Origin of the sequence: Gilvibacter sp. SZ-19 (genome assembly GCF_002163875.1) — a bacterium.
Classification (GTDB): domain Bacteria; phylum Bacteroidota; class Bacteroidia; order Flavobacteriales; family Flavobacteriaceae; genus Gilvibacter.
In genome coordinates, this window is record NZ_CP019333.1 from 2,507,076 (window position 1) to 2,528,638 (window position 21,563).

17 protein-coding genes are annotated in these 21,563 nt (G+C 44.1%); 6 read left to right on the forward strand and 11 right to left on the reverse strand.

All coding sequences use genetic code 11. From position 1 onward, the window contains the following. Positions 1-99: 99 nt before the first annotated feature. From hisIE to hisG, 8 genes are read right to left on the reverse strand one after another with little or no spacing between them, the layout of a single operon-like run. Positions 100-693, reverse strand: coding sequence for a bifunctional phosphoribosyl-AMP cyclohydrolase/phosphoribosyl-ATP diphosphatase HisIE (hisIE, locus tag BTO09_RS11720; RefSeq protein ID WP_087524956.1), 594 nt, complete (start codon positions 691-693; stop codon positions 100-102). Beyond that, entirely contained in the window at positions 690-1,442 is a 753-nt protein-coding gene (gene hisF, locus BTO09_RS11725) for an imidazole glycerol phosphate synthase subunit HisF (protein WP_087524957.1), read from the reverse strand. The genes hisIE and hisF overlap by 4 nt, the downstream gene beginning before the upstream one ends. Continuing rightward, positions 1,436-2,149, reverse strand: a complete 714-nt coding sequence (gene hisA / locus BTO09_RS11730; RefSeq protein ID WP_087524958.1) for a 1-(5-phosphoribosyl)-5-[(5-phosphoribosylamino)methylideneamino]imidazole-4-carboxamide isomerase — start codon at positions 2,147-2,149, stop codon at positions 1,436-1,438. The genes hisF and hisA overlap by 7 nt, the downstream gene beginning before the upstream one ends. After that, positions 2,149-2,733, reverse strand: coding sequence for an imidazole glycerol phosphate synthase subunit HisH (gene hisH / locus BTO09_RS11735; protein ID WP_087524959.1), 585 nt, complete (start codon positions 2,731-2,733; stop codon positions 2,149-2,151). Before hisH ends, hisA begins: the two co-directional genes overlap by 1 nt. After that, entirely contained in the window at positions 2,730-3,824 is a 1,095-nt protein-coding gene (gene hisB, locus BTO09_RS11740) for a bifunctional histidinol-phosphatase/imidazoleglycerol-phosphate dehydratase HisB (protein ID WP_087524960.1), read from the reverse strand. The genes hisH and hisB overlap by 4 nt, the downstream gene beginning before the upstream one ends. Continuing rightward, positions 3,821-4,840 (reverse strand): histidinol-phosphate transaminase, encoded by a 1,020-nt coding sequence (gene hisC, locus BTO09_RS11745; RefSeq protein WP_087524961.1) that lies wholly within the window; start codon positions 4,838-4,840, stop codon positions 3,821-3,823. The genes hisB and hisC overlap by 4 nt, the downstream gene beginning before the upstream one ends. Further along, positions 4,830-6,122 (reverse strand): histidinol dehydrogenase, encoded by a 1,293-nt coding sequence (gene hisD / locus BTO09_RS11750; RefSeq protein WP_087524962.1) that lies wholly within the window; start codon positions 6,120-6,122, stop codon positions 4,830-4,832. The genes hisC and hisD overlap by 11 nt, the downstream gene beginning before the upstream one ends. Next, the gene (gene hisG / locus BTO09_RS11755; protein ID WP_087524963.1) at positions 6,122-6,979 is read right to left on the reverse strand and encodes an ATP phosphoribosyltransferase; all 858 of its coding nucleotides are present in this window, start codon (positions 6,977-6,979) and stop codon (positions 6,122-6,124) included. Before hisG ends, hisD begins: the two co-directional genes overlap by 1 nt. 299 nt (positions 6,980-7,278) lie before the next feature. Here hisG and BTO09_RS11760 point away from each other — a divergent pair, with 299 nt between their 5' ends. Both BTO09_RS11760 and BTO09_RS11765 read left to right on the forward strand, forming a co-directional pair. Next, positions 7,279-7,854 carry a fasciclin domain-containing protein gene (locus BTO09_RS11760; RefSeq protein ID WP_087524964.1) on the forward strand — a complete coding sequence of 192 codons (576 nt, stop codon included), beginning with the start codon at positions 7,279-7,281 and terminating at the stop codon, positions 7,852-7,854. Then, positions 7,844-9,154: a T9SS type A sorting domain-containing protein gene (locus tag BTO09_RS11765; protein WP_087524965.1), complete on the forward strand. Its 1,311-nt coding sequence runs from the start codon at positions 7,844-7,846 to the stop codon at positions 9,152-9,154. Before BTO09_RS11760 ends, BTO09_RS11765 begins: the two co-directional genes overlap by 11 nt. A gap of 5 nt (positions 9,155-9,159) precedes the next feature. Here BTO09_RS11765 and pheT read toward each other — a convergent pair whose 3' ends face one another. Further along, the gene (pheT, locus tag BTO09_RS11770) at positions 9,160-11,589 is read right to left on the reverse strand and encodes a phenylalanine--tRNA ligase subunit beta (protein WP_087524966.1); all 2,430 of its coding nucleotides are present in this window, start codon (positions 11,587-11,589) and stop codon (positions 9,160-9,162) included. Between the two features lie 167 nt (positions 11,590-11,756). Between pheT and BTO09_RS11775 the strand changes: the two genes are divergently transcribed. Then, entirely contained in the window at positions 11,757-12,971 is a 1,215-nt protein-coding gene (locus BTO09_RS11775; RefSeq protein ID WP_087524967.1) for a peroxiredoxin, read from the forward strand. Between the two features lie 96 nt (positions 12,972-13,067). Then, positions 13,068-14,174 (forward strand): DUF2911 domain-containing protein, encoded by a 1,107-nt coding sequence (locus tag BTO09_RS11780; protein WP_087524968.1) that lies wholly within the window; start codon positions 13,068-13,070, stop codon positions 14,172-14,174. Positions 14,175-14,231: 57 nt separating this feature from the next. Here BTO09_RS11780 and recG read toward each other — a convergent pair whose 3' ends face one another. Then, positions 14,232-16,337, reverse strand: coding sequence for an ATP-dependent DNA helicase RecG (gene recG / locus BTO09_RS11785; protein WP_087524969.1), 2,106 nt, complete (start codon positions 16,335-16,337; stop codon positions 14,232-14,234). A 117-nt stretch (positions 16,338-16,454) separates the two neighbouring features. Between recG and BTO09_RS11790 the strand changes: the two genes are divergently transcribed. After that, positions 16,455-18,542, forward strand: a complete 2,088-nt coding sequence (locus BTO09_RS11790; protein WP_087524970.1) for a M1 family metallopeptidase — start codon at positions 16,455-16,457, stop codon at positions 18,540-18,542. Between the two features lie 53 nt (positions 18,543-18,595). Here the strand turns inward: BTO09_RS11790 and BTO09_RS11795 are convergent, their stop codons facing one another. Further along, a complete protein-coding gene (locus BTO09_RS11795) occupies positions 18,596-20,623 on the reverse strand; it encodes a T9SS type A sorting domain-containing protein (RefSeq protein ID WP_087524971.1) in 2,028 nt (675 codons plus the stop codon). 221 nt (positions 20,624-20,844) lie between these two features. Between BTO09_RS11795 and BTO09_RS11800 the strand changes: the two genes are divergently transcribed. Beyond that, positions 20,845-21,555 carry a hypothetical protein gene (locus BTO09_RS11800; protein ID WP_087524972.1) on the forward strand — a complete coding sequence of 237 codons (711 nt, stop codon included), beginning with the start codon at positions 20,845-20,847 and terminating at the stop codon, positions 21,553-21,555. Positions 21,556-21,563: the final 8 nt, after the last annotated feature.

Genomic DNA, 21,563 nt, shown 5'->3' on the forward strand with positions numbered 1-21,563 from the left:
TGGGTAGAAGGTGATTCCTTTTTAGCATAGCTCATACCCAATTTTTACTCAAAGTTACACGCTAAAATGCTACATTCCAAATAGCTGTGTTGTTAAAATCTATTTTTTAGATCGTTGTTTAAGGATATCCTCTATATCTGCCATAGAATGCCCTTTAACGTTCAACAAAATAAGGAGGTGATAGAGTAGATCTGCGGCCTCATTCTTAAAAAGCTCGGCATTATCATCTTTGGCTTCGATGACCAATTCTACCGCTTCTTCACCTACTTTTTGCGCCACTTTATTGATTCCTCTTTGGGCTAAAGAGCGGGTATAAGAGTCTGCTTCGTCGCTGACTATCTTTTGGGCTATGGTCGCCTCCAACTGACCTAAAAAGCCTTGTGCGCTGTCATTGGCAAAGCAACTTTGCGTGCCTTTATGGCAAGTGGGGCCGGCAGGCTCACACAAAAACAAAAGCGCATCCTGATCACAGTCCAAATAATGTTCTTTTAGCGCAAGGTAATTCTCGGAGCTTTCTCCTTTGGTCCATAAACGTCCTTTGGATCGGCTGTAAAAAGTAATGCGATTCTCTGCCAAGGTCTTCTTATAGGCCTGCTCATTCATATAGCCCAGCATTAAGACCTGTTTGGTATTGCTGTCTTGGATCACCGCTGGGAGTAGACCATCGGCGGATTTTTCAAAATTCGGATTCATCTTATTGGGATGTTTTTATCTTTTAATGCTGATTTTAATTGAGGCACTGGGATCTCACCGTAGTGAAAAATACTGGCAGCCAGTCCTGCACTTGCTGTTGTTTGCTTAAAAAGGGTCTCAAAGTGCGCGATGGTTCCCGCACCTCCAGAGGCGATCACCGGAATTTGTACCTTCTCAGCCACTGCGGTGGTTATATCTAAGGCAAAGCCAGCCTTGGTGCCGTCGTTGTTCATAGAGGTCAATAAGATCTCGCCAGCCCCTAGGGCCTCCATCTTTTCAACCCAAGCCAGGGTGTCAATACCTGTTGGGGTGCGTCCCCCACTGACAAATACCGTCCATTGGTCGTCTTCACACTTAGTGTCTACCGCTACCACCACACATTGAGAGCCAAATTCAGCAGCTAGTTCCTGAACCAATTCCGGACGTTTAACTGCTGCGGAGTTCACGCTGATCTTATCAGCCCCAGCTCTTATCAAGGCCTTAGCCTGTGCCACAGTTGTTATGCCTCCTCCAACGGTAAAAGGAATGTTTATGTTGGCTGCAATATCTGCTACCAAAGAGATCAAAGTTTCTCGAGCTTCTATGGTAGCGGTAATATCTAAGAATACCAGTTCGTCTGCACCCTGCTCGGCATACTGCTTGGCCAGTGCCACTGGGTCACCTGCATCTCGGATGTCCACAAAATTGACCCCTTTGACCGTGCGTCCGTTCTTAATGTCCAGACAAGGAATGATTCGTTTCTTTAGCATAGGGCTTCCAGGTCTTTAAGTTGAATGGTTCCTTCGTAGATCGCCTTACCGATTATAGCACCTTCGCAGCCCAGTTCTCGCAATTGTATAACTTCATCTAGCGTGCTAACACCGCCGCTGGCAATAAGCTTAAGGCCGTCTAGTGCCAAGAGCTCTCGGTATAAGTCAAAACTTGGACCTTGTAGCATGCCGTCTTTGGCAATATCTGTACAGATCACATATTGTGCGCCTTTGCTTAAGTAGTCGACAATAAAATCGTTCACATCCAAACTAGAGGCTTGCTGCCATCCGTGGGTTGCGATCTTTCGGTCCTTACAATCGGCTCCTAGAATGACCTTTTGTGCTCCGTAGCGTCCCAACCAAGAACTGAAAAGTTCTGGCTCAGACACTGCAATACTGCCTCCCGTTACCTGCTTGGCACCACTTTCAAAGGCAATGCGAATGTCCTGATCAGATTTGATACCTCCACCAAAATCGATCTGGAGTTCGGTCTTCGAAGCCAGGCGTTCTAAAACCTTGTGATTTACAATTTGCTTGCTTTTTGCCCCGTCTAGATCTACTAAATGCAGATACCCAATGCCGTGGTCTTCAAACATCTTTGCGACCTCTAATGGGTCTTCGTTATACACGGTCTTTTGGTTGTAATCACCTTGGGTGAGTCGCACACATTTACCGTCAATTAGGTCTATAGCTGGTATGATTCGCATTAGACATTGAGCTTTAAAAAGTTAGACAAGATTTGTTCTCCAACAGCTGCGGATTTTTCTGGGTGGAACTGCGTTGCGTAGAAATTGTCTCTAGCCAAGGCTGCAGAAAACGGTTGAATATAATCGCAAGACGCTACCGTATCTGGGCCAACCTCCGCATAATAGCTGTGTACAAAATAAACGTCACTGTTGGTTTTAACCTCATTGAATAAAGGGCCTTTCAGATCGATAATTTCATTCCATCCCATATGCGGCACCTTGTCTCTGGGCGGAAACTTCTTGACTTGTTCGTCAAAGATGCCCAGACAGGGCGTGTTGCCTTCTTCTGAATACGAACAGAACAGCTGTAATCCTAAACAGATCCCCAAAGTTGGTTTAGTCCGTTGCTTAATAACAGTATCTAAGCCCTTTTGTTTCAAATAGGCCATAGCAGAGGAGGCCTCTCCAACTCCCGGTAGGATCAATTTATCTGCCGATGCGAGCACAGTTGGGTCATCACTTATCACGCAAGCTGCATTGAGCCGTTTTAGCGCGTTCTCCACAGATCTGATATTACCAGCATTGTATTTTACTATCGCTATCATAAACTTCCTTTTGTGCTTGGAATGTCGTTAGACCCGCTTCTGGCAACAGCCATCCGCAGCGCTCGGGCAAAACCTTTAAAAATAGCTTCTATTTTGTGGTGTTCGTTATCGCCTTCTACTTTAATGTTCAGGTTGCATTGCGCAGTATCACTAAAGGATTTAAAAAAGTGGAAGAACATTTCTGTAGGCAAGTCACCAACCTTTTCACGTTCAAAATCCGCCTCCCATTCCAACCAAGGGCGACCACCAAAATCTACGGCCACTTGCGCCAAGGCATCATCCATCGGCAGTAAAAAGCCATAGCGCATTACTCCTTTTTTACTTCCTAAAGCTTCTTTAAATGCGGTTCCCAAAGCCAAGGCTGTATCTTCTATGGTGTGGTGTTCGTCTATGTGTAGATCGCCCTGAACATCGATTGCTAGATCAAACCCGCCGTGTTTGGCTATCTGTTCTAACATATGGTCGTAAAACCCAAGCCCAGTTTTGATCTTGCTTTGTCCTTTTCCGTCTAGGTTAAGGGCAATATTGATCTGTGTCTCCGAAGTATTTCTGGTCACCACGGCCTTGCGGTCTTGCCCTTTTAAAAAGCGGTAAATATCTTCCCAACTTGTAGTTGTGAGGGCCGCGTCCTTATTAGGCTCCGCAGCGATCAAAATACCTTGACTCCCCAAATTCTTAGCAAGCTCAATATCTGAGACTCTATCGCCTATCACAAATGATTTCTCCAGATCGTAGTTTCCGTGAATATATTCTACAAGCATGCCAGTTCCCGGTTTACGCGTAGGGGCGTTCTCTTCCGGAAGGGTAGGGTCAATATGAACTTTATAGAATTCTATGCCCTCATTTGAAAAGGCTTGCATTACCTTATTGTGGGCTGGCCAAAAGGTCTCTTCCGGGAAAGAGGCTGTTCCTAAACCGTCCTGGTTGGTAACCATGACCAAAGTGTAATCTAACTCCTGATTGATCTTTGCCAACCACTGAAACACGCCAGGATAGAACTCTAGTTTTTCCAAGCTATCCAATTGGTAGTCCACTGGAGGTTCAATGACCAAGGTGCCATCTCTATCTATAAATAATACTTTCTTGTTCATGCTTTAAATGCGTTGATGAGAATATCGTTTTCTGTTGGTGTTCCTACTGTGATGCGCAGCGAATCAGCGATCACAGAACTTCTGTTGCGCGTTATTATTTGTTGACTGATCAGTCGCTCGTACCAGCCCGTTGCGTCCGGCAGTTTGATAAGAATAAAATTGGTCTCGCTAGGATATACTTTTTCCACCAGGGGGAAGGCTTTGAAAAAGCTTATAAGACGTTGTTTTTCTTCCAAGATGGCGCGCTTGCGTTGCTCAAACCCGGCTTTATCAGCCAATGCATCTAATGCCGCTTGTTGATTGAGCTCACTTACATTATAAGGTGGTTTGATATTGCTGAGCCAAGTTATCAGGTTTGCATTGCCATAGGCGATTCCCACGCGAGCCGCGGCAAGCCCCCAAGCCTTACTAAAGGTTTGTGAGACGATCAGATTGTCAATGGTATCTATCAAACTTACAGCGCTGGGCGCATTCGCAAAGTCTATATAGGCTTCATCTACAATGACCACACCTTGACTGGCTGCGGCCAAGGCCTTGATAGTTTTCAAGCTGAACAGATTTCCGGTCGGGTTGTTGGGCGAACACACAAAGATCAACTTAGGTTGTTGCTGTTCTATGAGCTGTAATGCCTTGGCCAGATCGATCTCGAAAGTAGCATCCAACGGGCAATCTAGAACATCGACATCGTTAATAGCGGCAGAGACCTTGTACATGCCATAGGTTGGGCTAAACTGTAAAACCTTATCCTTGCCAGGCTCACAAAAAAGGCGAAAACACAGATCGATCACCTCGTCACTGCCGTTGCCAATAAATACTTGCTCACTAGTTACATTTCTCAATTGTGCTAACGCTGACTTGAGCTCTCTCTGATACGGATCAGGATATCGGTTTAAATTGCCGTAAGGGTTTTCATTGGCATCTAAGAAAATTCCCTCTTTGCCGGTGTATTCATCGCGAGCACTAGAATAAGGTTTAAGATCCCTTAGACTAGGCCTTATTAGGGCATTAGTATCCATCTGCAATTGCTTTTAATCTTACACTTACGGCATCTTTGTGGGCTTGTAAGCCTTCTGCTTCTGCCATTGTTTCGATAACGGGGCCTAGATTCTGGATTCCGTCCTTATCGATTTGTTGAAAGGTCACATAGTTGACAAAGCTGTTTAAAGACACCCCGCTATACTGTCGCGCAAATCCGTTGGTCGGTAAAGTGTGATTGGTTCCTGAGGCATAGTCACCAGCGCTTTCTGGAGTGTAGTTACCCAAAAACACAGAGCCCGCCACCTTAACCGCTTCTGCCCAATATTCTGGGTTTTGCACAGCCAAGATCAAGTGCTCTGGGGCATAAGTGTTGCTAAAGTCCATACAGGTCTGCAGCTCATCAAACACAACAGCTTTACTGTTCTTTAAGGCTTCTTTGGCCATGGCTGCTCGGGGCAGTTTCTCCACTTTTTTGTTGACCAAGCCCATGATCTCGCCTATTTTAGTGAGATCGTCTCCCAACAAGATCACTTGACTGTCTATACCGTGCTCCGCTTGCGACAAAAGATCTGCTGCTACAAACTCCGGATTGGATTGCTTGTCTGCAATAACCAATACTTCGCTAGGTCCTGCAGGCATATCTATAGCCAGTCCGTAGTTCAGGCTCATTTCTTTGGCTCGGGTCACAAACTGGTTGCCAGGTCCAAATATCTTATCGACCTTAGGAATAGAAGCTGTCCCAAAGCTCATTGCAGCAATGGCCTGTGCGCCTCCTACTTTAAAAATTGCATCGAGGCCTAAAAGTTTACAGCAATAAGCAATTTCTGGAGCAATACTGCCTTCCTCGTTAGGCGGAGTACAGATAACAATGGTCTCACATCCTGCTAGTTTTGCTGGTATGGCTAGCATCAGCAAACTTGAGAACAAGGGAGCAGTTCCCCCGGGTACATAGAGCCCTACTTTTTGTATGGGCAATTGTTTGCGCCAGCAAACAACTCCAGGAGAGGTAGTTACTTTTTCTGGCGTTAGGCGCTGTGCTTTATGGAATTTTTCAATATTTGCGGCAGCAACTTGTATAGCATCATTTAAGGACTGCGCTACTTGATCGGCTTGGCGGTTTATCTCGGCGACAGTTGCAACAATACTGCTTAGCTTTATCTTATCGAACTTTTCTGCATAAGCCAACAATTGGGCGTCGCCTTCGCTTTTTACGGCATTCATTATATCGACTACCGTTTTATTTAAGTTTGAGTTATCTAAAGCTGGACGTTTACAGAGATAGTCCCAGCGCGATTTCGGCGGATTGATATAAACTTCCATTAGCGTACAATTTTATCAATAGGTACAACCAGTATGTCTTCTGCACCTGCGAGTTTAAGCTCTTCTATCACATCCCAAAATTGAGATTCGTCGATCACAGTGTGTAGTGAACTCCAACCTTCTTCTGCCAAGGGCAAGACCGTAGGGCTTTTCAATACGGGTAACAAAGCAGAAACGGCGGCAATCTTGTCATTGGGTACATTCATTAGCACATATTTAGAAGCTTTACCGCGCAATACTGCGTTTACTCTAAAGCAGAGTTTGTCCAATATGGCTTGCTTTTCTTCGGATAACTGAGGGCCTTTGGCCAGAACAGCTTCGGATCTTAAAATGACCTGAGTTTCTCGCAAACCGTTTTTAAACAAAGTACTGCCGGAACTCACAATGTCGCAAACTCCGTCTGCCAGGCCAATGTTTGGAGCGATCTCTACAGAACCAGCGATCTGGTGAATGTCTGCCTCGATCCCATTGTCGCTTAAGAATTTATTTAAGGTGTTCGGGTAGGAGGTGGCGATCTTTTTTCCGTTAAAATAGCTCAATTCGTTAGTCGTCACGGCTTTAGGAACAGCGAGCGACACCCTACATTTTGAGAATCCCAATGGCCGAATGACAGAGACGTTCTTCTGTTTTTCTATCAAGAGATTTTCTCCAACTATGGCTATATCTGCCACTCCGTCTTCCAGATATTGCGGAATATCCGAATTGCGGAGGTAGAGGATGTCTAGGGGAAAGTTTGCTACAGTAACCTTTAATTGATCCTTTCCATTTTGAACGGAAATACCACAGTCCTTGAGTAATTCGATGGATTTGTCGTGAAGTCTCCCGCTCTTTTGAATTGCAATTTTTAATCTGCTCATTTTCGTTTAATAGTGTCCGAGCAAAATGCGGGAAAAAAAATACCCGTCTGATTGCTCAGACGGGTTATATGGATTTAAACAGTAATCAATACCATACTAGCTCGCCTGAAGGCCAGAGTGCGCATGGTGATGATGTAACTGTGTAATATTCATTGTTTCGTTATGCTTTTGCAAAGTTGAAACCTTTTTTTAATTCAAACAAATTCTTCTGGTAAAAATTAACAATTCTTTACCAGCCTTAACATCATCGGTCTTTGAAAGCCCGGCTTATTTGATATCTTAGCATAAATATCCTTGCTATGAAGAATCTGTTTTTTACACTTTGTTTCCTTTTGATCTTAAGCCCTTTACAAGCTCAAGATTACCAAGCCGGTGTTGCCTCTAAGTCATATCAACTCATAGGAAATGACACAATATTTCCAACTAAAAACATCTACGAGAATATCAAGGGCACCGAGCAGTTTAAAGTACTCACCACCATCTTTGAGCTCACCAATGCGCAAGAAACTATTGATAAGCTTGGCATGTGCACCGTATTTCTTCCCACTGATGCGGCCTTTGCCCAATACGATGAAAAGGCTTTGGAGGCCCTTTTAAAACCTGCCAATTCCGAACAACTAAAAAAAGCCTTGCTGCGTCATATTATTATAGGAAGGGTTGACCAAAACAGTCTACAACGCAATTTGGAGCAAAATGCCGGAGCGGCTTATTTCAGATCTTCTGCAGATATAGATCCTGAATTTAAAAGTCAAGGCGGAAATATCCGTTTGCAGATTCCAAATGCTCCAGCGGCTACAATAACTGCCACCAATTATTACCACAAACAAGGGTTTATCCACTTAGTGGACGCTTTTTTAATTGCAGATGAACTCTAAGCAGCTCTGCATATTAGTTCTTTTACTCACGGCTTTTCACGTCGGGGCGCAGACTAATTATACCTCATATGTTACAGGAAACCCAACAGATACAGAAGTAAACCCAGAAGGCGGTTTTGTACTCATGGGTGGAGCTGGCGAGAACGATCAAGCAATGATCTGGTTCTTGCAGCGCGCCAATGGCGGAGATGTATTGGTCTTGCGTGCCAGTGGTTCTGATGGCTATAACGATTATATGTACAGCGAGTTGGGCGTTACTGTGAATTCTGTAGAGACCATTGTCTTTAACGATTGGACCGCCGCAAGTGAACCCTATGTTTTGAATAAGATACAACAGGCAGAGGCGATTTGGTTTGCGGGTGGAGATCAGTGGGATTATGTCTCATACTGGCGAGGCACGGGTGTTGCTACAGGAATAAACGATGCTATCTCAGAGCGTGGTGCCGTTGTCGGTGGTATTAGCGCAGGAATGGCTATAATGGGCAGTATTTATTTTACTGCAGAAAACGGAACTGTTACCTCAGACCAAGCCACTACAAATCCCTATCATCCTAACATTACCCTAAGTGGAGCTCCATTTTTAGACATCGATTATTTAACAGGAGTGATCACAGACACACACTATGACGATCCAGATAGACGTGCCAGACACAGTGTGTTCTTGGCGCGTGCCATGGTCGATATGGGAGTAAATGCTAGAGGTATTGCCTGCGACGAGTTTGCCGCTATTTGTATTGCTCCGGATGGAATAGCGCGAGTGTTTGGGGAGTACCCAACTTTCGATGACAATGTCTATTTTATACATTCCAATTGTAACTTGGAGGTGCCTGGGCCAGAAGTTATAGGCCCTGGTGGGCCGATCACTTGGTATAGAGATGGAACGGCTTTATATGCCTACAGGGTCAAAGGCACAGAAACGGGCGAAAATACTTTCGATCTGAACGATTGGCAAACAGGCAGTGGCGGTGAGTGGCTAAGTTGGAGCATCAATGCGGGTATCTTTAATGAATTTCCCGCTACGGATCCTTCCTGCGATCCATTGGACACAGATGAATTCATACTAAACAGAATCAGCCTATACCCAAATCCTGCACAAAGCTACTTTATTTTGGAATTTCCTGTGGGACTAGGTGCCCAGGTGCAAATATTCAATACCCTTGGACAACAATTATATCAAGGCAATCTTATGGGCGATTCTACGCTACAGATCAATACCACTAATTGGGCTGCAGGTACTTACTTTGTGCGCCTAACGACCACAAGTGGGCAAGTGCTTTTAAGTAAATTGATCAAACAGTAAATCGCTTAGCGTAATTGCGCCTCAAACTTGGACTCAAAGGCTTGCTGCAAACGACTCATGATCTTATCGATCTGCTTGTCTGTTAGGGTTTTGTACTCATCTGCCAAAGTAAAACTCAAGGCATAAGATTTCTTCCCCTTAGGTAAAGACTTTCCGGTGTAAACGTCAAAGAGTTGTACCTCTTTAAGCAGCTTGCGCTCCGTAGCAAAAGCAGTGGCGTGTAAGGCTTCAAAGCTAACTCCCTCGTCCAATAAGAGTGCAAAATCGCGTTTCACCTCTGGGTATTTAGAAATAGCCTTAAAGAGTATCTCTCCGGTGGACAAGGCTTGTAAAACAGCATCCCAGTTGAAATCCGCATAGAAAACAGGACTACTGATAGCAAAATGACTTACGATCTTTGGATGTACAACCCCAAGGCTTACCAGTTCGGTTTCGCCCATTTTAAGGCTGATCCCTTCTGAAAAGACATCGGTAGCGTTGGGTTGTTCGTTGTAATCGGTTAGGCCAAGTCGCTCCAAAATACCACTTACAACTCCTTTTAAATAAAAGAAATCGATCTCGGTGGCTCCGTTGTGTGTCCAGTGGTCCGGATAAACGCTGCCTTCTGCAATGATAGCCAGATGCTTGTGCTCTATGCGATCTTTGCCATCCTGATGGTAGGTCTTACCAAACTCGAATAATTTTATACTACTGGCCTTGCGATTCTTGTTGTACGCAACAGCCTCCAGGGTAGTGAATAACATGGACTGTCTTAGCACAGACAGATCATTGCTCAACGGGTTCAACATGGCCACATTGTTGGATTCGTCCAAGGTTGCGGTCAAGTTTGTATAATCCGGCTTGGTCAATGAGTTTGCCAACATTTCATTGAATCCTAGTGCTGTTAATTGGTTGGCTATAAGATTCTGAATTCTATAATCTTCGATACGCTTGGTCTCGGAGATAGAGGCATTCAGCTTCTTTCCAAAATCAATATTGTTATAACCGTAAACGCGGAGAACCTCCTCAACTACATCCGCCTCGCGAGTCACATCATTGCGGTAGGCAGGGATTGTCATTCCTATACCAGTTTCGGTCACATTGTTGATCTTAATGTCCAAAGACGTAAGAATGGCTTTAATGGTCTCCCTTGGGATCTCCTGCCCGATAAGGCGTGTAGCATTGTCAAAGTTCAATACTACTTGATGATCTTCTATTTTCTTCGGATAGATATCTACTATATCACTGGTGATCTCACCACCCGCCAATTCTTTGATTAAAATTGCAGCGCGCATCAAGGCGTATTCCGTAATGTTCGGATCTATACCACGCTCAAAGCGGAAAGAGGCGTCGGTATTGAGTCCGTGGCGCTTGGCAGTCTTGCGGATACTCACAGGATCAAAATAGGCCGATTCCAAAAATATTGCCGTGGTCTGCTGGGTCACTCCACTGTCCAATCCGCCGAAAACACCTGCAATACACATCGGTTTCTCTGCATCGCAGATCATCAGATCATCTTCGTGCAGGCTGCGCTCTTCTCCATCTAGGGTAGTGAACTTGGTGCCTGCTTTAAGTGTTTTAACTTCTACAGTAGCTCCATTGATCTTGGCAGCGTCAAAGGCGTGTAGCGGCTGCCCAAGGTCGTGTAGCACATAATTGGTGATATCTACCACATTGTTCTTAGGAGTGAGTCCTATAGCCTTTAAGCGGTTTTGCAACCATTTTGGCGAAGGTCCGACTTTAAGGCCGCTAATGGTGACTCCGCAGTAACGAGGAGCCAGGTCGTTATTGGCCACTTTAACATCGATCTTATTAGATCTGTTGTCCACTCTAAAATTGGTGTTAGAAGGAGTGATCAATTCTATGTTTACCTCTTGCTGTAAGAGTCCGGCTCTTAAGTCGCGAGCGGTTCCCCAATGGCTCATGGCATCTGCGCGGTTAGGGGTAAGGCCAATTTCGAATACGTGATCAATTTCTACATCAACCACCGTATTCATAGGTGTTCCTGGGGTGAGAGCTGCGTCTAAGACCATGATACCGTCGTGAGAATCTCCAAGTCCGAGCTCGTCTTCGGCACAGATCATTCCCATGCTAACTTCACCGCGAATCTTTCCTTTTTTGATCTTCCAAGGCTTGCCCTCTGCATCATATAAAGTAGTGCCTACCGTTGCTACAGGTACATTTTGCCCTTTATCCACATTAGGTGCTCCACATACTATCTGCACGGGTTCGTCAGCCCCTATGTCAACTTTGGTAAGTTTTAAGCGGTCGGCGTTCGGATGCTGTCCGCATTCCAAAACATGTCCAACTACTACACCTTCAAGGCCTCCGGGTACAGATTCAAAACGCTCTATACCTTCTATCTCCAAGCCGAGATCTGTAAGTAATGCTCCTGTTTTTTCAGGATCCCAATCGATGTTGATAAACTGTTTTAGCCAGTTGTAAGATATCTTCATGCCCCTATGCGCTATTTAAGCTGCAAAGATAGCATTTACCAGATGAAGTCATAGCGTTTTAGGGGATAGCTGCGGATTTTTCACATTAAAATCCAGAGCAACATCACAAGATTGAATTTTGTAAGTACTTTTACATCTTTCGACCAAGTCTTTATAAATCCTTTCAGATGAGATTGCTATTACTGACATTCCTTTCGTTGCTTTTATATTCCTGCGCTGATGAGGCTCCAACACTTAAAACGGGAGACTGGCGCGTTAACATGGAACTGCAGGATGAGATGTTACTTCCATTTAACATAGAGTTCAAGGCCGATGGCACTGCGGTTATCCGCAATGCGGAGGAGCGTATAGCAATCACGGATATTGTTCAAAATGGTGATTCCGTACTAATAAAACATCCAGTATTCGCTGGTGAATTCCAAGGTGTGTTTACAAGCGAGAAGAAGGTTGAAGGTGATTTTATCATCGCCAATATGGAAAGATCCATTCCCTTTTCCATGGTCCATGGCGATAGCGAACGCTTTAGAGAAGTAGACCCTGCGCAAGTGCAGCTTGGCGGTACTTGGAAGATCGAGTTTACAGAGAACGATGGCAATACCTATCCGGCACAAGGCGTATTTGAGCAGCAAGGCAATGAACTTACAGGAACTATTCGCACAGAAACAGGAGACTATCGTTATTTAGAAGGTGTGGTCGATGGAGATTCTTTAAAACTCTCCACCTTTGACGGAGCCCACGCATTTTTGTTCACTGCGAAAGCGACCGACAGTACTTTAAATGGCGGCATGTTTTACAGCGGGAATCATTACAAGGCGGCATTTAATGGCAAGCTTGATCCTGGTTATGAACTCGCTGATCCAGATTCCTTGACCTTTTTAAAGCCCGGTTATGAGCGGTTTAACTTTGCTTTTCCCGATGCTGATGGTAAGATCTGGACCTTGGACGATCCGCAGTTCAAAGACAAGGTCGTTGTTGTGCAACTTATGGGAACCTGGTGTCCTAATTGCTTGGACGAGACCAAATATTTTGCAGATTATATAGCTCGCAACCCTGACTCCGAAGTAGAATTCATCGCATTAGCGATAGACTATTCCAAGACCCCGGAACCAGCTTTTAAGGCCATAGACAGGCTTAAGGAACGTATGGGCCTAGAGTATCCGATAGTGTTGGCACAATACGGCACCAATTCTAAAAGTGAGGCCAGCGAAAAACTCCCCATGTTGAATGCGGTATTGAGTTACCCCACCACCATAGTGGTCGATAAAAAAGGCGCTGTTCGTAAAATACACACAGGGTTCAATGGTCCTGCCACAGGCGATAAATACACTGCGTTTGTAACCTCCTTTGAGGCTTTCTTAGCCGAACTACAGGCAGAGGAGTAGGTCTTAACAAAGGTTTGGCTGTTAATTAACAGGGCGCTAACAGGGCTGCGTTGAATCTGCCACTACCTTGTTATCAACTAATTAAACAAAAGCGTCATGTCTAAAATCTTTACCCATCTGGTGTTGGGGCTCACACTCTTATTCATAGGTGCAGCTCAGGCCCAGATCCAAACTCCTCGAGCAGCAAGTCCTCAGGCCAAAGTAAGCCAAACGATCGGTCTCACCGAAATCACTGTAGATTATTCCAGGCCCAGTGTTCGCGGGCGTGAGATCTACGGAACTCCCATTGCTCATTACGGTTTTCAAAATCTAGGCTTCGGCACTTCGGAGGCCGCTCCTTGGCGCGCTGGTGCAAATGAGAACACCAAGATCACCTTTACTCATGACGTGCTAATAGGAGGAGGCAAGGTGCCTGCCGGTACTTATGGGTATTTTATCGCTTTAGAGGAAAACGGCCCGGCCACAGTTATTTTGTCTAGTAACTCATCGGCCTGGGGAAGTTTCTTTTATAAACCAAGTGAGGATATTGCTCGAGTTCGAGTAACCCCAGAGACCATAGATCACCAAGAGACCTTGGTCTTTGAATTTGATGAGATTACCGCGAATTCTACGGTATTGACCCTTAAATGGGAAGAGCTGGCTTTTCCTTTAAAGATAGATGTTCCTGTTGCTGAGGTGGTCCTGGCAGAAGCCCGCAAGGCCATGCAAGATCAACCGGGCTTCAACAGACAGACCTGGGAGCAGGCTGCTGCTTATGCCCTGCAGAACAATACTGCTTTGGAAGAAGCTTTGAGTTGGATAGACAATGCCATAGCAGGTAAGTTCTACAGCCAGAAGACCTATGTAAATCTCAGTACCAAAGCACAGCTTTTAAAGGCCTTAGGCCGCTCCGAAGAAGCCGATGCCATCATGGCGGAAGCCTTAGACCTCGCCACAGTATTAGAAATGCATCAATACGGACGTCAGCTAATTGCTTCAGGTCAGGTAGATAAGGCTATGGCGGTCTTTAAGCGAAACGCTAAGCAAAACCCTGATACTTGGCCGGTGCATTATGGTCTAGCTCGTGGATATTCCGCTCAAGGAGATTATAAGCAAGCGGCGAAACACCTAGAAAAAGCCTTGGCCAATGCTCCAAATGCGGCGAGTAAAGCTAGAGTGGCTGCCAATCTTGAAAAACTAAAGAACAATCAAGATATCAATTAATTTCTCTCTCTTCATACTTCTGAAAAACGCTTGTGAGCTTTGGTTAACAGGCGTTTTTTATGAAATGAAATTCCAGATGTTGCCGTATTTTGCCAATTCGATATAGGTGCGCCTTACGGCTTCGTTCTGCGGATGCTCTAGGTTGGGGTCCTCCTTAAGCAGGGCAATAGCGTAACTGCGAGCCAAACTCAATATATCGCGATCTCGGACCACATCGGCAATGCGAAGGTTTAAAACCCCGCTTTGTTGAGTTCCCATAAGATCTCCAGGTCCGCGTAGCTTGAGGTCAACTTCGGCAATCTCGAAACCGTCGTTGGTGGCACACATGGTCTCTAAACGGGTTTTAGCTTCCTTAGACACCTTTTTTCCTGTCATGAGTATACAAAAGGACTGGTCGGCACCGCGTCCCACCCGTCCACGCAATTGATGCAACTGAGAAAGTCCAAAGCGCTCTGCACTTTCAATGACCATAACAGAAGCATTAGGAACATTTACACCAACTTCGATTACAGTGGTGGCCACCATGATTTGAGTTTCTCCTTTTACAAAGCGTTCCATTTCGTAATCCTTGTCGGCTGGTTTCATCTTTCCATGAACAATGGAGATCTGAAATTCCGGCATAGGGAAGGAGCGTGAAATAGACTCGTAACCGTCCATCAAATCTTTGTAGTCTAAAGCCTCGCTTTCTTGTATCAAAGGGTACACAATATAGACCTGTCTTCCGAGCCTGATTTGGTCCTTTAAAAAGGCAAACATTTTAAGTCGATTTGCGTCGCTTCTCAGGACGGTTTTTACAGGCTTTCTTCCGGGGGGTAATTCGTCTATCACAGAGAGGTCCAGATCGCCGTATAAACTCATGGCTAAAGTTCTCGGAATTGGAGTTGCTGTCATTACCAAAATGTGTGGAGGGCGTTCATTTTTTTTCCAGAGCTGAGCGCGTTGTGCCACTCCAAAACGATGCTGCTCGTCTATAACAGCCAAGCCTAAATTCTTAAAAACAACCTTCTTTTCTAAGAGTGCATGGGTGCCGATTAAGAGGTCTAATTCGCCATTTTCGAGTTTTTCGTGAATTTCCCTCCTAGTTGAAGTATTGGTTGATCCAGTAAGCAAATAAACACTGATATTCAATTTTTTACACCAATGCAATAATCCATTATAGTGTTGGACTGACAAAATTTCAGTCGGAGCCATTAAACAAGCCTGAAAACCGTTGTCAAGCCCTATTAACATTGACATGAACGCAACTATGGTCTTTCCTGAACCCACATCTCCTTGCAAAAGTCTGTTCATTTGGGCATTGCTCCCCATATCGTTGCGAATTTCTTTGATCACTCGTTTTTGAGCGTCGGTCAATTCAAAGGGCAAATGTTCGTTGAAGAAGGTGTTGAAATATTCCCCTACTCGTGTGAATGGATAACCTTTGATTTTTTGTTTGCGTTGAAAATTCTTGCGAATAAGTTGCAACTGTATGTAGAATAATTCCTCGAATTTTAAGCGGTATTGTGCTGCTGCCAAGACGGTCTGATTCTTGGGAAAATGGACCGCAAAAAGAGCTTGTTTTTTGGTGGGTAATTTGAGCTGTTCAAAGAGGGCTTTTGGAAGGCTTTCTTGGAACTCATTTTTAGCTCCTAAAAAGAGCTGTTCAACCATGCTAATTACAGCTCGATTTGTCACCCCTTTTGCCGCCAATTTTTCGGTGGAAGGATAAACCGCCTGCATGCCAGATCGGAGCTTTTTTTCGTGTTCAGATTGTAATTCCAACTCTGGATGCGGCATGGAAAACTGCTGTTGAAATTTATTGATCCGGCCAAAGGCGACATACTTTTTTCCGAGCTTGAGTCGTTCCTTTATCCACTTTTGTCCTCGAAACCATACCATTTTCATACTCCCGGTTTCGTCTTCAAAAGTCGCTTCGAGTCGATTGCCTTTTTTCTGTTGAACTGTTTTTAGGTGGGTAATCATCCCCACCACTTGTACTTCCGCGCCAGTGTCGCGCAACTCATTGATCTTTAAATATTGGGTCCGATCTATGTATTTACGCGGAAATAAGTGTAATAGATCTTGATAGGTGTGTATACCGAGTTCAGAACGCAGCACATCGGCCCGATTAGGGCCTACGCCCTTAAGATAGGCGATAGGTGTTTGTAAGTAATTTGCGTTCATAGTTTAAAAATAATCGATTCACCCGCCACAGCCTACCATTGTTAAAAAGTTCGTAGGATTGTTAATGTTTGTATTAACAGATTTATAAATTGTGGGTATTTGCCTTATTTTGTGCGTATGAAATATTGGTTTTACTGGATTTTCTTTGTTGGATGGATTTATGCTTATGGTCAGCAAGAGCAGAATTTTGATGTCAATCAAATTGCCGCAATCATTACACCTGATTTTCAGGAAAAGTCAATAGCCGCAGCATATACTGCAGACTTTGAAATTTTGAAACCTACGACCAAAGTTTATTTGGATGCTCGTATTGATACCTTGTATGATGCCGGTGTTTTTCAAATAGAAGACAAACGAATGATCGAGGGAGCATCGGTTGTGCTTGAAGATGATAAAGTCATAATTTCCGGCGATTTCAAGCCAGATCAAAATCTAACAGTAAGCTTCAAATATAAAGTTAAACCTAAACAAACGCTTTACTTTTTTGGAGATCAGATGTGGACCCAAGGTCAAGGAAAGTATACGAGTTATTGGTTGCCGAGTATTGATGACATGACCGATAAGATCGAATTCGATTTATCAATACCATTACCTGCTGACTATGTCGCCATATCAAACGGTGTATTAACTGATAAAGAAGATGATGAAAGTATTTCTCACTGGCACTTTGATATGGAAAATCCTATGTCGAGTTATTTGGTCATGATCGCTGTGGGAAAGTATGACAAACAACAACTGAATTCAAGTTCTGGTATTCCTTTAGAGAATTATTATTTAAAAGGCGATGAAGCCTACGTAGAGCCTACCTACCGCTATACCAAAGAGATCTTTGATTTTCTGGAAGGTAAAATTGGAGTGCCTTATCCTTGGCCCAACTACAAGCAAGTACCTGTGCGAGATTTTCTTTACGCCGGTATGGAGAACACTACAGCGACGGTCTTTTCGTCGGCCTTTGTGGTAGATAGTATTGGCTTTAATGACAAGAATTATGTCAACGTGAATGCGCATGAGTTGGCGCATCAATGGTTCGGAAATTACGTCACAGAGGTATCTGCGGCAGATCATTGGCTGCACGAGGGTTTTGCAAGCTATTACGCTTTGCTGGCCGAACGGGAACTCTTTGGAGATGATTATTACTACTGGAAGCTCTTCAACACGGCGGAACAACTCCGCAGCAGAAGTGACAGCGGAAAAGGAGAGGCCTTGTCCAACCCTAAGGCGAGTTCGCTCACTTTTTATGAGAAGGGTACCTGGGCTTTAATTGCTTTGGATGAGTTGCTGGGTACTTTTGATTTTGATCGAGCGATCAAAGCCTATTTGGAGCGTTACGCTTTTAATAATGCGACCTTAGACGATTTCTTTGCAGTAGTTGCCCAGGTGACCGGCAAGGATATGACGGAGTTTCGCAAGCAGTGGATAGACCAAACCTCTTTCAAATCCGCTTGGGCCTTAGACTATTTGACCCAGTCCGAATTTATAAAATCGTACTTGAGCTTAGAAGCACTGCGGAAGGAGCCACTCGATGCCAAACAAAGCGCCTTAGCGACAGCCATAGGTAGTTCCAATGATTATTTGGGGCAAGAGGCGGTCTTTCAACTATCAGGGGAGCCTATGAATTTAAGTTTGCCGCTATATACAGCAGCTTTAGCCGATGAGCAGCTTTTGGTTAGACAAGCTGTAGCCCAAAGTCTAAGTAGCATTCCTTTGGCCATTAAAAGCGATTTTGAGGCGCTGTTAAGTGATGATTCTTATGTGACTCAAGAAATGGCCTTGTACAGGCTGTGGAGCAGCTTCCCACAAGATCGATCTAAATATCTGGACCGAATGGCCTCCGCCCTAGGCTTTAAGGAAAAGAACATAAGACAGCTTTGGCTCACCTTGGCCATTGTGACTCCAAATTACAAGCAAGATCAGAAACGGGAATTCATCAAGGAACTGATGAGCTATGCGACAGCGAATTACAGTTTTGAGACAAGGGAGTTGGCCTTGAACTATCTCACGGAGATCCAAATTGTAAATGAATCGGTGCTGTTGTCCTTGGTAGACGCTTGTGTACACCCCAATTGGCGATTCCGCAGTGGTGCCAGAGAATTGCTGAAAAGACAAATGGATAATCCGCTAGTGAAGAATTTATTGGAAGAAATATTAGCAGGGTCCAGTAATGAAAGTGAAAGGAACTATCTTCGGAATCTACTGAATGAGTAAAGACCTCTCCGCACAGATCTTGTTCGAAGAGGCCTTTTATTATAATTGAAGGATTACTTGACCAGTAACTTTTCAGTTAAAATTTGCCCGTCTTTAGTGGTAACATGTACAAAATACATACCTGCACTTAAGCTGCTAATATCCAATTGTTCATTCTGAACACCAGCTGGCATTTGCTCCATTATAACTTGACTTCCATTCAGATTATAGACCGAGACAGCCGTTAATTCCTGTTCTGAAATTTGAATAGTTACATAGTTATGTGCCGGATTGGGGATAATACTGAAACCAGACTTCGTATCGCTAGTCGATTTATCTTCTATGCTTGGCGTTTGATAAGTACCTAGTATATCCTTAATGAACTTAATATCATTAGCTGCTAAAGTAGCATCACCCACAAAACTACTGTTTAAAACAAGCTGATAAGTAAATCCGTCGTCTACACAATCTTCGCAACAGCTCGGAGTTTGCATTCCAACAACATAGAGTACATCATCGGCGAATGGGAATCCTGGGAAGTTTGTGGTCAGATCCCAATTTGGGCCTGATGATGGAGGGTTAAAGATGCTACTTCCGCCAATATCATTACCCCATCCGTAAGTTGCCGCTGGGTCTACAGTAATTGTACCTCCTGAATAATTGTCTACAGTAAACACAAACCAGAACCAAGGTTGATCGCAGATTTCTGTACTGTATGGAAGGGCGTCATCTAAGGGGTCAATAGTATTTATCGATCCGGTGATTTCTTGAGGTTCACCTTGATGAAGCACCGAAATATTCAAGTTTGGATCTTTGAGTTCCTGAACAGATAAATCGTCGATGGCCAGATCGTTACCATCGCCCAGAGAACCTTCGTCTAAAATAATTTGTATAACCATTTCCTCTTGCCCTCTGAAACAAAAATTCAAATTCATCCAATCACATGGGTCAGAAGCGTCGGTATTAATGGTCGCCGTCTCGGAATAGAATGAAGATAGTTGCACCGTGATTTGTGGAAGCACGTCAAAAGTACATTGTGGTAAGTTTTTGAAGTTACCGCAGAATCTGTATTCCTTTTCCGGGTCTAGACCGGTGAGGGTTTGTTCCCATATTACACTTTGAGAACCACTCGCTTGATTGGTCAAACCATTGACCAATAGGAACTGATCGTTGTTAGCATAAGTTGTTGCGTCTTGACAGTAAGAATGGTCTGTAACGTTAGCTCCAAAGGCACTAGCACTAGTCCCTACATCGTACTGACCAGGTAGGGTAGCAGAGTTCTGGCTGTAATCGCTACTGAATCCTGTTACGCCAAATTCAAAGTTTCCATTGGCAATTAGATTGTCAGATTCATCACAACAATAAGCTCCTTCATTGGTTGGTTCAGGTTCGCCACTGTAAGTGCTGTCGCAGTCTTGACTGATGCAAATATTGTCTAAGCCAAATTGTTCATCGCCTCCTCCTACATCAACGTAATAGGCTAGTGATTCCACATTCGTTATGAGACTGTCCCAGGCAGCAGCTCCGCCCGAATTAACCCATTGTCCGTCGGCATTACTAGGCAAGTCGGTTCCATCGCTCAGTTCTATAGGGGCACAAATACGAACCCATCCGCGAGAAACATCATAGGAACCGCTCATCACAAAGGTTGCGGAGTTAGTTGCGCCGAGTGGATCGTTGGTGTTGTAGATGCGTAAGGTGTTTGGTGTTAGCGTGCCCGTCGCAATATAAAAGGTGCGGATGTCAAAGCATAAACAGCCCTCTCCCTGAACCATTTCTATCCAATTACCGTCGTAATCTACAGGATTGTATATAAAACTCCCGCCATTGCTACATCCTTGGTCATCAATGTCGAGATAGATATCTCCAGCTCCACCTATACTACCAACATCGTTATAACCAACATTGGCATTAATGGTTCCCCAATTATCTAGTACTCCAGGTACCGCCGTACCTGTGCATCCTGGCCCTGTTACAGGGGTCACTGGGTTAGCATTAAAGTTTTCACAGAACCCTGTGGTCTGTGCATTTGTTATGGCAGAAAGCAGCAAAGCCGCCGAGAATAGCCATAGTTTAATTCCTTGTCGTACAAATTTCTTCATGATTCGAAAATTTAGTTGCCTACTCTATTGAATGGGGTTTTCGGCTTCCTCCCGGGACATCGAAAGTCTTGGGTCAAAAGTCTCCTTATATTCATTAATCTTCTGTAGGTCAATGACCTAAATCAATAAGTGCTATGCCTAGTTTTAAAAGGGGTAAACACCCCCTTAATATTTTAAATAATGCGAATACCTTTACACTTCACTAATCACAACATCCCATTATGAAACATTTAAAACCACTTACATTATTAGCGTTTAGTATACTGTTGATTTCTTGTGGTACGGCTATCGATAAATTCAACAGCTCTCCACATCGCATCAGTCTAAAACGAGGAGATAGTTTGTTTACCAATTATCACGACCGCTTCGATAATGCCATTGTTGATATACAAAACGATTTTGTCCCTAGAGAAGAGGAGTATCTGCCAACAGAATATCTGTGGATAAGTAAAAGAGACTTGCAGTGTTATTTAGATATGCTAGAGGAGGTTGAGAAGTTGAACGATCAAGAGATCACGGGAATTGCCATTTATTTAGGCGCTTATGGTGATGATCAAGTTGCTCGTAATAATAAAGAGCGCGATAGGAGACCAGGTAGCCTACAAGATATGTTAGATGATTACAAAAAAGGAACTTTTGTAGCTAAGCGTTTTATTGAGAACTATGGCGATTATAACGGTAGAATCACCACTTTTTTGGCGCCTACTTTCTATGATAAAACAGATACAGTAACCTACCCAACAGCTTTGCCAAAGCACAAACCTTTTTATATTAGACCTCACGACCCAAACAAAAGATATATAGGAGAATACATACCTATAGATTTTAGAGAAGAGTTTGTAGTTTCTGGAAATCGCAATGGCGGGGACACCACAAGTTTACTTATGGATGAGCTTAATGCGATGCCGCCTAAAAAGCCGGGTAATCAGTAATTTTAATG